A 14,821-nucleotide genomic window follows, 5' to 3' on the forward strand; every position below is an offset into this window, starting at 1 on the left:
TGCGCCTCGAACAGCCCCGGCAGCGTCCCCACCGGCACCTCACGCGCCGTGTCGTTCCAGCCGCGCAGCACCAACTCCCGCTGCCCGGCGTCCAGCACCGAGACCTGGTCGAGCTTCAGGTCGGGCTCGTGCTCCAGTCCGTCGGCGAGCCGCTCCACCAGAGCCTCGAACAGGCCGCAGACCACGTCCGAGTCCATCGGAGCGCACGCCTGCACCGTGAGCCGGAACCCGACACCGGTGTCGTCCACCGACACCGTCAACGGGTAGTTCGTCCGCTCCTGCCCGAACAGCGGGGTGACGCCGGCAAGGACGGTCTGATGGGTGTCGGCCGTCCGGCTGTGGCGGTAGTTGAGGAGCGAGGTGAACAGCGGGCTCTGCGCCGGGACGCCGGTGGCCTGCTGGGCGAGGGTCAGCGGGGCGTGCTCGTGCCGCAGCAGCTCGCCCAGCTGCTGCTGGGTCACCTTCAGCCCCGCCAGCAGCGACTGGGTCGCGTCGATGCGGATCGGCAGGGTGTTGATGTACAGACCCGGGGTCCGGCTCGCCGTGTCCCCGGCGTCCATCCGGCCGAACAGCACGGTGCCGAACACCGGATGCGTCTGCCCCGTCGTCGCCGCCGCGACCCGCGCCCACGCCAGGTGGAAGAACGCCGCCGCACTCACACCGTACCGGCGCGCCAACTCGCGCACTCGGTGGGCCAGTTCACCGGAGAGATCGACCACGGCCTCCCCGGTCTCGCTGCCGTCGCCGTGCGTGTCCAGCACACCGTACGGCGCCGTCGGCTCCTCCACCTCCCCGAGCGCCCGCTCGAAGAACGCACGGTGCTGGCCGGCCGTGACAGCCAGCCGGGCGTGCGCCACGAAGTCGCGGTACGGCGCCGGCTCCGGCAGGCGGTCCTCCTCCTGCTCCAGGTGCGCCCGCACCTCGTCGAAGAGGATCTCCAGCGCCTGGTGGTCCCGGATCAGGTGGTGGCTCTGCAGGGCCATCAGCCAGCGGTCCCGGCCCGGATCGGCCGCGACGACGAGCTGCATCATCGGGGCACGGCGGATGTCCATCGAGGGCGGGCAGGCCGCCAGCAGCCGGGCCACCGCGTCCTCGCCCGGGTCCCCGGTGAGGGCGATCTCCTCGACCGCCACCGGGGCCTGCCGCAGGACGACCTGGAGCGGCTGGGGCAGGTTCTCCCACAGCACGGCCGTCCGCAGGATGTCGTGCCGGTCGACGACGTGCTGGAGCGCGGCGACGAAGTCGTCCATGCGTCCGCGCGAGTCGAAGCCCAGAACGACCGGAACGATGTAGACATCACGGCCCTGGTCGGCGTCCAGCAGGTGGTGGAAGAAGATCCCCTCCTGCAGCGGCGCCAGCGGGTAGACGTCCGCGACGTTCGCCGCACCACCGGGGACCTGCTCCACCAGACGGTCGAGGTCCGCCTGGCTCAGCTCGGCCAGCGTGACCATGTCCGGGGTGAGGACGGTCGCGTCGCTCGGGATCCGGTTCTCCGGCACCACGAAGGCCTGACCGGCGTCGACGGCGGCCAGCGCCGCCGGCGTCGGGGCCTGGAACAGCGCCTTCACCGACACCGGCAGACCGCTCGCCCGCAGTCGCTCCACCAGCGTCACCGCCAGCAGGGAGTGGCCGCCCAGCTCGAAGAAGTTGTCGTCGATGCCGACCTGGGGCAGACCCAGGACCTCGGCGAACACCTCGCTGAGCAGCTGCTCGTCCGCCGTGCGCGGCGCCCGGTAGGACGACTCCAGCAGCTCCGTGCGGTCCGGCACCGGGAGTGCCCGGCGGTCCAGCTTGCCGTTGACCGTCAGCGGGAGCGCGTCCAGCACCATGATCGCGGACGGGACCATGTACTCGGGCAGGACGGCGCCCAGCCCGGCCCGGATCTCGGTGGTGTCGATCTCCGCACCGGCGGCGGGCACCACGTAGGCGGCGATGCGCTTGTCACCGGGGACGTCCTCACGGACGATCACGGCCGCCTGGGCGACACCCGGCTGACCGAGCAGGCCGGCTTCGATCTCGCCCAGCTCGATCCGGTAACCGCGCACCTTCACCTGGTCGTCGGTGCGGCCCAGGTAGTCGATCGTGCCGTCCTCGCGCCAGCGGGCGAGGTCACCCGTGCGGTACATCCGGTCCCCCGCACCGCCGAACGGACAGGCGACGAAGCGCTCCGCCGTCAGCCCCGGACGGTTCAGGTACCCGCGTGCCAGCTGCACACCGGCGATGTACAGCTCGCCCGCCACACCGGCCGGCACCGGACGCAGGGCGGCGTCCAGCACGTAGGCCCGGGTGTTGCCGACCGGGCCGCCGATCGGCACGGTCGCCGTCCCCGGCACGCACTCCCAGGCGGTGACCTCGATGGACACCTCGGTGGGGCCGTAGAGGTTGTGCAGCGGGATGCCCATGTCCCGCAGGAACGCGTCCCGCAGTTCCGGCGACAGAGCCTCGCCACTCGCGAACACCGCCCGCAGAGACGTGCAGGTCCGAGCGGCCGGCTCCAGCAGGAACACCTGCATCATCGACGGGATGAAGTGCGCGACGGTCACGCCCTCCGCGCGGATCACCTCCGCCAGGTACGCGGGGTCACGGTGGCCGTCCGGGCGTGCGACGACGAGCGTCGCGCCGGTGGTCAGCGGCCAGAAGAACTCCCACACGGAGACGTCGAACCCGACCGGGGTCTTCTGCAGCACCCGGTCCGACGGCGTCAGCCGGTAGTCCTGCTGCCCCCAGGAAAGGCGGTTGACGATCCCCTGGTGGGAGATCACCACGCCCTTGGGGCGACCGGTGGAACCGGAGGTGTAGATGACGTACGCCGGGCTCTCCGGGCCGTGGCCGGGGCGCTCCGGGTTCGAAACCGGCTGCGCACCAAGGGCGTTGGCGGTCTCCGGCGCGTCCAGATCGATCCGCCGGACGCCCGCCGCCGCTGCCGGGGCCCCGTCCATCGTCACGCTGTCGGTGACCAGGACGGTCGGGCGACCGTCCTCCAGGGTGGAGGCCAGACGGTCGTCCGGGTAGTCCGGGTCCAGCGGCAGATACGCCGCCCCGGCCTTGCCGATCGCCAGCAACGACACCACCAGCTCGGTCGAGCGCGGCAGGCACACCGCCACCAGGTGCTCGGCGCCGACACCGCCCTCGACCAGCAGGTGCGCCAAGCGGTTCGCCCGCTCGTTCAACTCCGCGTACGACACGACCTCGCGGGCCGCACCGCTGCCAAACACCACGGCCGTGGCGTCCGGCGTCCGCGCCGCCTGCGCCTCGAAGAGCCCCGGCAGCGTCGCAGCCGGCAGCTCACGCGCGGTGTCGTTCCAGCCGCGCAGCACCAACTCCCGCTGCCCGTCGTCGAGAACGGCGATCCGGTCGAGCGTGGCGGCGGAGTCCTCCTCCAGCCCGCCGACCAGGTTCTCCACCGCCGTGCACAGCAGACCGCAGACCACGTCGGAGTCCATCGGCGCACACGCCTGCACCGTGAACCGGAATCCGACACCGGTGTCGTCCACCGACACCGTCAACGGGTAGTTCGTCCGCTCCGAGGCGTACACGATGTCGATGCCCGTGGTCCTGCTTCCGGGCACGCCCTGCTGGTCAGGGTGAGAACTGGGCACACTGTGGCGGTAGTTGAGGAGCGAGGTGAACAACGGGCTCTGGGCGGGGACGCCGGTCACCTGCTGGGCGAGGGTCAGCGGGGCGTGCTCATGCCGCAGCAGCTCACCCAGCTGCTGCTGCGCCACCTTCAGACCCGCCACCAGCGGCCGGGTGGCGTCGATCCGGATCGGCAGGGTGTTGATGTACAGACCCGGGGTGCGGCTCGCCGTGTCCCCGGCGTCCATCCGGCCGAGCAGCACGGTGCCGAACACGGGGTGCGTCTGGCCGGTCGTCGCGGCCGCGACGCGGGCCCAGGCCAGGTGGAAGAACGCCGCCGCGCTCACGCCGTGCCGACGAGCCTGCTCACGGACGCGCTCGGCCAGTTCGGCCGACAGCTCGACGATCGACTCGCCAGCGTCGGTGCCGTCGCCGTGGGTGTCCAGAACGCCGTACGGCGCGGTCGGCTCCTCGACGTCACCGAGCGCCCGCTCGAAGTAGGCGCGGTGCTGGTCGGCGGTGACCGCCAGGCGCGCGTGCGCGACGAAGTCGCGGTACGGCGCCGGCTCGGGCAGGCGGTCCTCCTCGTGCTCCAGGTGCGCGCGCACCTCGTCGAAGAGGATCTCCAGGGCCTGGTGGTCGCGGGTGAGGTGGTGGCTGCGCAGAGCCATCAACCACCGATCACCGACGATGTCCTGAGCAATCGTCAAGTCGACCATGGGCGCACGGCGGATGTCCATCGACGGCGGGCAGGCCGCCAGCAGCCGGGCCACCGCGTCATCGCCGGAGCCATGCGAGTCACGGGAGAGCGTGACCTCGTGGACGGGCAGAGTCGCCCGGCGCAGGACGACCTGGAGCGGCTGGGGCAGGTTCTCCCACAGCACGGCCGTCCGCAGGATGCCGTGGCGGTCCACCACCGCCTGCAGCGCCGACACGAACGCGTCGACGCGCTCGCGGGAGTCGAAGGCCAGCACGGTCGGCAGGATGTAGACGTCACGGCCCTGCTCCGCGTCCAGCAGGTGATGGAAGAAGATCCCCTCCTGCAGCGGCGCCAGCGGATAGATGTCGGCGACGTTCGCCGCACCACCGGGGACCTGCTCCACGATCCGCGCGAGATCGTCCTCGGCGACCTCGGCCAGCGTGACCATGTCCGGGGTGAGGGCGGTGGCGCCGTCCGGGATCCGGTTCTCCGGCACCACGAACGCCTGGCCGGTGTCGACGGCCGCGAGTCCGGCCGCCGTCGGGGCCTGGAAGAGCGCCCGCACCGAGACGTGCAGGCCGCGCGAGCGCAGCCGCTCGACCAGGGTGACCGCCAGCAGCGAATGCCCGCCGAGTTCGAAGAAGTTGTCGTCGATGCCCACCTGGGGCAGGCCCAGGACCTCGGCGAACACCTCGCAGAGCAGTTCCTCGTCCGCCGTGCGCGGCGCGCGGTAGGCCTCGTGGATCGCGGTGATCTCGGGGGCCGGGAGAGCGCGGCGGTCGAGCTTGCCGTTGACGGTCAGCGGGAGCGCGTCCAGCGCCATGATCGCGGACGGGACCATGTAGTCGGGAAGCGTCGTCGCGAGCGCATCCCGCAGTGCAACGGCATCCACCTCCGCGTCCACGGCGGGGACGACGTAGGCGGCGATGCGCTTGTCGCCCGGGACGTCCTCGCGGACGATCACGGCGGCCTGCGCGACACCCGGCCGACCGAGCACCGCCGCCTCGATCTCGCCGAGCTCGATGCGGTAGCCGCGCACCTTCACCTGGTCGTCGGTACGACCGAGGTAGTCGAGGGTGCCGTCGGCGCGCCAACGGGCGAGGTCGCCGGTGCGGTACATCCTTGCGCCCGCCTCGCCGAACGGGCAGGCCACGAACCGCTCCGCCGTCAGACCCGGACGGTTCAGGTAGCCCCGTGCCAACTGAACACCGGCGAGGTACAACTCACCGGCAACGCCGACCGGAACCGGCCGCAGCGCCGCGTCCAGCACGTACACCCGGGTGTTGCCGACGGGGCCGCCGATCGGCACCGTCGCCGTCCCCGGGACACACTCCCAGGCGGTGACGTCGATCGACGCCTCCGTCGGGCCGTACAGGTTGTGCAGCGGAACACCAACATCCCGCAGGAAGGCGTCGCGCAGCTCCGGCGACAGCGCCTCACCACTCGCGAACACCGCCCGCAGAGAAGTACAGGTCCGCGCGGCCGGCTCCAGCAGGAACACCTGCATCATCGACGGAATGAAGTGCGCGACGGTCACACCCTCGGCACGAATCACCTCCGCCAGGTACGCCGGGTCACGGTGGCCGTCCGGACGTGCGACGACGAGCGTCGCGCCGGTGGTCAGCGGCCAGAAGAACTCCCACACGGAGACGTCGAACCCGACCGGAGTCTTCTGCAGCACCCGATCCGACGACGTCAGCCGGTAGTCGTCCTGCATCCACGCCAAACGGTTCACCACACCGTCATGCGCGACCACCACACCCTTCGGACGACCCGTCGACCCCGAGGTGTAGATCACGTACGCCGGGCTCTGCGGACCATGGCCCACCCGCTCCGGGTTCGAAACCGCCTGCACGCCAAGGGCGTTGACGGTCTCGGCATCGTCCAGGTCGATCCGCCGGACACCAGCCGCCAGCTCTCCGCCCATCGTCACACTGTCGGTGACCAGGGCGGTCGGACGGCCGTCCTCCAAGGTGGAGGCCAGACGCTCCGCCGGATAGTCCGGGTCCAGCGGCAGATACGCCGCCCCCGCCTTACCGATCGCCAGCAACGACACCACCAGCTCGGTCGAGCGCGGAAGACACACCGCCACCAGATCCTCGGCGCCGACACCGCCCTCGACCAGCAGGTGCGCCAAGCGGTTCGCCCGCTCGTTCAACTCCGCGTACGACACGACCTCACGCGCCGCACCACTGCCGAACACCACGGCCGTGGCATCCGGCGTCCGCGCCACCTGCGCCTCGAACAGCCCCGGCAGCGTCCCCACCGGCACCTCACGCACGGTGTCGTTCCACCCGCGCAGCACCAACTCCCGCTGCCCGGCGTCCAGAACGGGAACCAGATCCAGCGAAGAGGCGGAATCCCGCTCCAGCCCGCCGACCAGATTCGCCACCGCCGTGCACAGCAGACCGCAGACCACGTCCGAGTCCATCGGCGCACATGCCTGCACCGTGAACCGGAACCCGACACCGGTGTCGTCCACCGACACCGTCAACGGGTAGTTCGTCCGCTCCTTAGCGCGGAGCAGCTGGATCCCGGCGATCGTCCGCGCGGTTCCACCGCCGACCCCGCCGACCCCGCCGGTGGCGGCGGTGCGACGGTAGTTGAGGAGAGAGGTGAACAGCGGGCTCTGCGCCGGCAGGGCGGTCGCCTGCCGCGCCAGGGTCAGCGGGGCGTGCTCATGGGTCAGCAGCTCGCCCAACTGCACCTGCGCCGCCCGCAGTCCGGTGCTCAACCGCTGGGTGGCGTCGATGCGGATCGGCAGGGTGTTGATGTACAGACCCGGGGTGCGGCTCGCTGTGTCCCCGGCGTCCATCCGGCCGAGCAGCACGGTGCCGAACACCGGATGCGTCTGGCCGGTCGTCGCCGCCGCGACCCGCGCCCAGGCCAGGTGGAAGAACGCGGCGGCGCTCACGCCGTGGCGACGCGCCTGCTCGCGGACCCGGCCGGCCAGCTCGTCCGACAGTTCGGCGATCGACTCGCCGGTGCCGCTGCCGTCGCCGTGGGTGTCCAGAACGCCGTACGGCGCGGTCGGCTCCTCGACGTCACCGAGCGCCCGCTCGAAGTACGCGCGGTGCTGCTCGGCGCTGACGGCCAGGCGCGCGTGCGCGACGAAGTCGCGGTACGGCGCCGGGGCCGGCAGCCGCTGGACGTCCTGCTCCAGGTGCGCGCGCACCTCGTCCAGCAGGATCTCCAGCGCCTGGTGGTCACGGATCAGGTGGTGGCTGCGCAGAGCGATCAACCACCGCCCACCATCGATGTCCTGAGTGATCGTCAGATCGATCAGGGGTGCCCGTCGGACGTCCATCGCGGACGGGCAGGCCGCCAGCAGCTGCGTCACGACATCGCCACCGGCGCCGGCACCGGCGCCGGCACCCGCCGCCAGGGCGATCTCGGAGACGGCCAGCGGCGCCTGCCGCAGGACGACCTGGAGCGGCTGGGAGAGCCCCTCCCAGAGCACGGCCGTCCGCAGGATGTCGTGCCGGTCCACCACCGACTGCAGCGCCGACACGAATCCGTCGACCCGCTCCCGCGAGTCGAAGGCCAGCACCGTCGGGAAGACGTAGATGTCACGTCCCTCGTCGGCGTCCAGGAGGTGGTGGAAGAAGATGCCCTCCTGCAGTGGAGCCAGCGGGTAGACGTCGGCGACGTTCGCCGCACCGCCCGGGACCTGCTCCACGATCCGCGCGAGATCGTCCTCGGTGACCTCGGCCAGCGTGATCATGTCCGGGGTGAGAGCGATCGCGCCGTCCGGGATCCGGTTCTCCGGCACCACGAACGCCTGGCCCGCGTCCACGGCCGCCAGTCCGAGCGGGGTCGGCGTCTGGAACAGCGCCTTCACCGACACCTGCAGGCCGCGCGAGCGCAGCCGCTCCACCAGCGTCACCGCCAGCAGGGAGTGACCACCCAGCTCGAAGAAGTTGTCGTCGATGCCGACCCGCTCCAGCCCGAGGACCTCGGCGAACACCTCGCAGAGCAGTTCCTCGTCCGCGGTGCGCGGCGCCCGGTAGGACGCCTCCGGCAGCGCCGACCGGTCCGGTGCCGGCAGGCCCCGGCGGTTGATCTTTCCGTTCGCGGTCAGCGGCAGCTCGTCCAGCACGACCACGGCGGACGGGACCATGTAGTCGGGGAGCGTCACCGCGAGCGCGTCCCGCAGTACGCCGGCATCCACGGCCGCGTCCACGGCCGGGACGACGTAGGCGACGATGCGCTTGTCGCCCGGGACGTCCTCGCGGACGACCGCGACGGCCTGGGAGACGCCCGCCCGGCCGAGCAGGGCGGACTCGATCTCACCCAGCTCGATGCGGTAGCCGCGCACCTTCACCTGGTCGTCCGTACGGCGCAGGTACTCCAGCGTGCCGTCCTCGCGCCAGCGCACCAGGTCGCCGGTGCGGTACATCCTTGCGCCCGCCTCACCGAACGGGCAGGCCACGAACCGCTCCGCGGTCAGGCCGGCGCGGTTCAGGTAGCCGCGTGCCAGGCCGCTGCCGGCGATGTACAGCTCGCCCGCCACGCCCACCGGCACCGGTCGCAGCGCCGCGTCCAGCACGTACACCCGGGTGTTGAGGATGGGCCGGCCGATGGAGACCGGGGTGTCCGCCGAGACCTCCGAGGCCGTGGACCAGATGGTCGTCTCGGTCGGGCCGTACAGGTTGGTGACGGAGGCGGCGGTGCCCGCCAGGGTGCGGGCGAGCTCGCCGGGGAGCGCCTCGCCGCCGACCAGGACCCGGACGGACCGCAGGACGTCGTCGTCCGCCAGGGCCCGCCACAGACTGGGCGTGGCCTGCATGACGGTGACGGCCTCGCGCCCGAGGAGGGCGCGCAGGGCGTCCGGGTCGCGGACCTCGTCGCGGTCGGCGAGGACCACGGCGGCGCCGGACACCAGCGGAAGGTGCAGTTCGAGTCCGGCGATGTCGAAGCCGATGGTGGTGACGGCCAGCAGGCGGTCGTGCTCGGTGACCCGCAGGCGGTGGTTCATCGCCGCGAGGAAGTTGTTCAGCGCGGAGTGCGGGAGGACGACGCCCTTGGGGCGGCCGGTGGAGCCGGAGGTGAAGATGACGTAGGCCGGGTTCTCCGGGCGGTGGCCGGGGCGCTCCGGGTTCGAAACCGGCTGCGCACCAAGGGCGTTGGCGGTCTCCGGCGCGTCCAGGTCGATCCGCCGGACGCCCGCGTCCGCCGTCAGGGCCTCGTCCGTCGTCACGCTGTCGGCGACCAGGGCGGTGGGACGGCCGTCGGCCAGGGTCGTCGCCAGGCGCTCGACCGGGTAGTCCGGGTCGAGCGGCAGGTAGGCGGCGCCCGTCTTGGAGACGGCCAGCAGCGACACGACCAGCTCGGCCGACCGCGGCAGGCACACGGCCACCAGGTGCTCCGGGCCGACGCCGTCGGCCGCCAGCAGGTGCGCCAGGCGGTTGGCCCGCGCGTTCAGCTCGGCGTACGTCAGGCTCTCGCCCGTGGCGACCAGGGCGACGGCCTCCGGGGTGCGGGCGGCCTGCGCCTCGAAGAGCTCGGGCAGGGTCGCGGCCGGGACGTCGGAGGCGGTGTCGTTCCAGGCGGTCAGCAGCCGGTCGCGCTGCCGGTCGTCGAGGACGGGGATGCGGTCGAGCGGGGTCCGGAAGTCCTGCTCCAGCTCTGCGGCCAGGTTCTCGACGGCGGTGTGCAGCAGACCGCACACCACGTCCGGGTCGATCGCGGGAACGGCCTGCACGGAGAGCCGGAAGCCGACGACGGTGTCGTCCACCGACACGGTGAGCGGGTAGTTGGTCCGCTCGTGCCCGTACAGCACCCGGATCCCGGCGAGGCCGGTGCCCTCGTTCGCGGCGCCGGGGCTGTGGCGGTAGTTGAGGAGCGAGGTGAACAGCGGGCTCTGCGCGGGGACTCCGGTGGCCTGCTGGGCGAGGGTCAGCGGGGCGTGCTCGTGCCGCAGCAGCTCGCCCAACTGGACCTGGACGGCGCGCAGTCCGGCGTCCAGCGGCCGGGTGGCGTCGATCCGGATCGGCAGGGTGTTGATGTACAGCCCGGGGGTCCGGTGCGCGGTGCCCCCGGCGTCCATCCGGCCGAGCAGCACGGTGCCGAACACGGGGTGGGTCTGGCCGGTCGTGGCCGCGGCGACGCGGGCCCAGGCCAGGTGGAAGAACGCCGCGGCGCTGACGCCGTGGCGGCGGGCCTGCTCGCGAACGCGCTCCGCGAGCCCGTCGGACAGTTCGACGATCGACTCGCCGGTTCCGCTGCCGTCGCCGTGGGTGTCCAGCACTTCGTAGGGTGCGGTCGGCTCCTCGACGTCGCCGAGTGCCCGCTCGAAGTAGGCGCGGTGCTGCTCGGCGCTGACGGCCAGGCGTGCGTGGGCGACGAAGTCGCGGTACGGCGCCGGCTCCGGCAGCCGCTGGACGTCCTGCTCCAGGTGCGCGCGCACCTCGTCCAGCAGGATCTCCAGCGCGGTGTGGTCGCGGGTGAGGTGGTGACTGCGCAGGGCCATCAACCACCGCCCACCGGCGGTGTCCTGAGCAATCGTCAGATCGGCCATCGGGGCACGCCGGATGTCCATCGACGGCGGGCAGGCCGCCAGCAGCCGGGCCACCGCGTCATCGCCGGAGTCGCCCGCGTCACGGGAGTCACCGGAGCCACCGGAGTCACCGGACAACGTGACCTCATGGACGGGCAGGGTCGCCCGGCGCAGGACGACCTGGAGCGGCTGGGGCAGGTTCTCCCAGAGCACCGCCGTCCGCAGGATGCCGTGGCGGTCCACCACCGCCTGCAGCGCCGACACGAACGCGTCGACCCGCTCCCGCGAGTCGAAGGCCAGCACGGTCGGCAGGATGTAGACGTCACGGCCCTGCTCCACGTCCAGCAGGTGGTGGAAGAAGATCCCCTCCTGCAACGGCGCCAGCGGGTAGACGTCGGCGACGTTCGCCGCACCACCGGGGACCTGCTCCACGATCCGGTCGAGGTCCGCCGGGCTCAGCTCGGCCAGCGTGATCATGTCCGGGGTCAGCGCGGTCGCGCCGTCCGGGATCCGGTTCTCCGGCACCACGAACGCCCGGGCGGCCTCGTCGGCCGCCGACAGCCCGGCGGGCGTCGGCGCCTGGAACAGCGCCTTCACCGACACCGGCAGCCCGCGCGAGCGCAGCCGCTCGACCAGCGTCACCGCCAGCAGCGAGTGCCCGCCCAGCTCGAAGAAGTTGTCGTCGATGCCGACCCGCTCCACGCCGAGGACCTCGGCGAACACCTCACAGGTCAGTTCCTCGTCCGCGGTGCGCGGCGCCCGGTAGGACGCCTCCAGCAGCGCCCCCCGGTCCGGCGCGGGCAGGGCGCGGCGGTCCAGCTTGCCGTTGACCGTCAGCGGCAGCGTCTCCAGCACCACGACCGCGGACGGGACCATGTACTCCGGCAGCATCGTCGCGAGGGCGCCCCGCAGCACGGAGGTGTCGACCTCCGCGCCCGGGTCGGGCACCACGTAGCCGGTCAGCCGCTTGTCGCCGGGGACGTCCTCGCGGACGATCACCGCCGCCTGGGCGACACCCGCCCGACCGAGCAGGGCGGCCTCGATCTCGCCCAGCTCGATGCGGAAGCCGCGGATCTTCACCTGGTCGTCGGTGCGGCCCAGGTACTCCAGCGTGCCGTCGGCGCGCCAACGCGCCAGGTCCCCGGTGCGGTACATCCTTGCGCCCGCCTCGCCGAACGGGCAGGCCACGAACCGCTCCGCCGTCAGCCCCGGACGGTTCAGGTAGCCCCGCGCCAGCTGGTCGCCCGCGACGTACATCTCGCCCGGCACGCCGACCGGCGCCGGCCGCAGTCCGGCGTCCAGCACGTAGACGCGCAGTCCGGGGATGCCCTCGCCGATCGGGCTGCCCAGGGAGCCCTCGACGGCCGCCGACCGGTCGAGCCGGAGGTGGCTCACGTGCACGGTGGTCTCGGTGATTCCGTACATGTTGACGAGTCGCGGGGCGTCGTCCCGGTGCCGCGCGTACCACTCGCGCAGGCGGCCGGTGTCGAGCGCCTCGCCGCCGAACACGACCGTGCGCAGCCGCAGTTCGGACCCGAGGTCCGGGTGCTGGGCCTCGGCCTGGGCCAGCTGGTAGAAAGCGGACGGCGTCTGGTTGAGGACGGTCACGCCCTCGTCCGCCAGCAGGCGCAGGAACTCCACCGGCGACCTGGACACCTCGACCGGCACGACGACCAGACGGCCGCCGTGGAGCAGCGGGCCCCACAGCTCCCACACCGAGAAGTCGAAGGCGAAGGAGTGGAACCAGGTCCACACGTCGTCGGCGCCGAACTCGAACCACGGCTGCGTCTCGTCGAGCAGGCGCACCACGTTCCCGTGCGGGACGACGACGCCCTTGGGGCGGCCCGTCGAGCCCGAGGTGTAGATGATGTACGCGGTGTTCGCCGGGGACAGTGCGCCGGGGACCTCGGCCGGCAGCGGCACGTCGCCCTTGCCGGCGGACAGCCGCGCGAGGGTCTCCGGGTCGTCCAGGACCACCCGGCGGACGGCCTCCTGGTGCGCGACCGCTCCCGCCGACGCGGTGGAGGTGATCACCAGGGCGGGGGCGCAGTCCGCGAACACGAAGCTGATGCGGTCCGACGGCGAGGCCGGGTCGACCGGCAGGTAGGCGCCGCCGGCCTTCAGCACGGCGAGCAGGGCCACGACCAGGTCGAGCGAGCGTTCCAGGCAGACCGCGACGGAGGTCTCGGGCCCGACGCCGTGCCGGACCAGCAGGGCGGCCAGCGCGTCCGAGCGCTCGGCGAGTTCCGCGTAGGTGAGCCGGGCGTCGCCGAGGACCGCGGCGACGGCGTCGGGCGTCCGCTCGACCTGCGCCGCGAAGAGCGCCGGCAGGGTCGCCGCCGGCCGGGTGCCGCGCGCGGGGGTGTGCCACGCGTCCAGCAGGCGGTGGCGCTCGGCCGGGCTCGTCACCTCCAGCAGGCCGAGCGGCCGGTCGGGGTCCGAGAGCGCCGAGTCGAGGACCTGGATGAACCGCTCCGCCATCGCTTCGACGGTCGCCTCGTCGAACAGGTCGGCGGCGTAGGTGATGCTGCCGGCCAGACCGGCGGGCCGGCCCTGGGCGTCGAAGCGCTCGGCGAGCTGGACGTCGAGGTCGAACTTGGCCGGACGCTGGTCGCCGCTCAGCGGCTCGGCCTCCAGGCCGGGCAGCCGCAGCTCCGCGTCCGCGTTGTTCTGGACGCTCAGGGTCACCTGGAACAGCGGGTGCCGGGACATCGAGCGGGCCGGCGCCAGGTCCTCCACCAGGCGCTCGAACGGCAGGTCCTGGTGGGAGAACGCCTCCAGCGACGTCTCCCGGACCTGCCGGAGCAGGTCCCGGAAGGTGGCCTCGTCGGCGACCCGCGCCCGGAGCACCAGCGTGTTGACGAACAGGCCGACCAGGTCGTGCAGGGCCTCGTCCAGGCGCCCGGCGATCGGCACGCCGATCGGGATGTCGTTCCCGGCCCCGAGTCGCGACAGCAGGACGGCGAGGGCCGCCTGCGCCGCCATGAAGACGGTGGCCCCCTCGGCCTTCGCGGTCCGCACCAGTCGCTCGTGGAGCCCGGCGGGCACGGTCAGGTCGACCACGCCGCCCACGTGCGAGGCGCGGGTGGGACGCGGCCGGTCGACCGGGAGTTCCAGCTCGTGCGGCATGCCCGCGAGTGCCTGGCGCCAGTGCGCCAGCTGCTCGTTGAGGAGGCTCTCCGGATCCTCGTCGGCGCCGAGCACGTCCTGCTGCCAGAAGGTGTAGTCGGCGTACTGGACCTCCAGCTGCTCCCACTCGGGGGCCCGCCCGCCCCGGCGCGCCGCGTAGGCGACGGAGAGGTCCCGTGCGAGCGGGCCCCTCGACCATCCGTCGCTCGCGATGTGGTGCATCACGACGATCAGCGCGTGGTCGTCCGGCGCGGTGGCGAACAGCCAGGCCCGGAACGGGATGTCGTGCTCCAGGTCGAAGGTGTGCCGGGCGGCCGCGGCCAGCGCCGCCGGCAGGTCCGCGGCGTCCACCTCGGTCACCGGCAGGTCGATCCGGGCCGACTCGGCGGCCAGGACCTTCTGGTGCGGCTTGCCGTCCTTGGCCGGGAAGACGGTGCGGAGGACCTCGTGGCGCTCCACCACGTCCCTCAGGGCGTCCCGCAGGGCCTCACGGTCCAGGGCTCCCCGCAGGCGCAGGGGGAGCGAGATGTTGTACGTGTCGCTCGGCCCCTCCAACTGCCCGAGGAACCACAGCCGCTGCTGAGCGTAGGACAACGGGATCATCAGATCTCCTCCTGCCTGGTGCGACGACGCAGGGCGGGCCTGGTGCGCTTGGGACGGTTGATGTGGGACGAAAGGCCCGCCACGGTGGGGCTCTCGAAGATCGCCCTGAGAGGCAGTTCGACCTCCAGGGCGGAACGGATCCGGCTGACCAGCCGGGTGGCCAGCAGCGAGTGCCCGCCGAGTTCGAAGAAGCTGTCGTCGATGCCGACCCGCTCCAGACCGAGGACCTCGGCGAACGCCTCGCACAGGAGCGTCTCCTCGGGCGTCCTCGGCGCGCGGTAGGAGGCCTCCAGCTCCGCCGTGCGGTCGGGGGC

General features: G+C 72.6%; 2 protein-coding genes. Both read right to left on the bottom strand.

What is annotated here, in order from left to right; all coding sequences use genetic code 11:
• Positions 1-14,507, bottom strand: a 14,507-nt coding sequence (locus tag ACFVGO_RS38010) for an amino acid adenylation domain-containing protein (protein WP_380636750.1), incomplete at its 3' end; no start/stop codon positions are given.
• On the bottom strand, positions 14,507-14,821 hold a 315-nt coding region (locus ACFVGO_RS38015; RefSeq protein WP_380636751.1), incomplete at its 5' end, for a phosphopantetheine-binding protein. The genes ACFVGO_RS38015 and ACFVGO_RS38010, both read right to left, overlap by 1 nt.

It is taken from the genome of Kitasatospora sp. NPDC057738, assembly GCF_042798815.1.
GTDB classification, from domain to species: Bacteria; Actinomycetota; Actinomycetes; order Streptomycetales; family Streptomycetaceae; genus Kitasatospora; species Kitasatospora lactacystinica.